At 67.0% G+C, this 348-nt stretch carries 1 protein-coding gene; it reads right to left on the bottom strand.

Annotated elements, in window-relative coordinates:
• The coding region (locus TSA1_RS40380; RefSeq protein ID WP_210421933.1) for a polyketide synthase dehydratase domain-containing protein at positions 1-348 on the bottom strand (348 nt) is incomplete at both ends.

The following is a 348-nucleotide window of genomic DNA, read 5'->3' as shown; positions in this document are numbered from 1 at the left end:
AACGCTCCATCCAGCAACCCGGGATGCAGCACATACGCCCCGCGCGTCCCGACAACGCTGTCGTCCAGACACAACTCGCCCACGACCAATGTCGCCGCTTGCGCGTCCGTTCCCATCCTCAGTTGCTGCACCGAACGGAACGCCGGCCCCAGCGTCAGTCCCACCGAGTTGAACGCCTGGTAGCACTGCTGCCCGCTCGCCGTCTCCGTGCATCGCGCCTGCAGCTCCGCGAGGTCCAGGGCCGGAGCGATCTCGTCCGACACCACCACCGCCCGTCCCCGGGCATAGACCCGCTCGCCCTTCTCACCCTCCTCGGTATACGCCGTAAAGCCGATCACTCCGGAGTCA

The organism is Bradyrhizobium nitroreducens (assembly GCF_002776695.1).
Taxonomy (GTDB): Bacteria; Pseudomonadota; Alphaproteobacteria; order Rhizobiales; family Xanthobacteraceae; genus Bradyrhizobium; species Bradyrhizobium nitroreducens.
The sequence above is the reverse complement of the archived record's forward strand: the minus strand, read 5'-3'. Positions and strand labels throughout refer to the sequence as shown.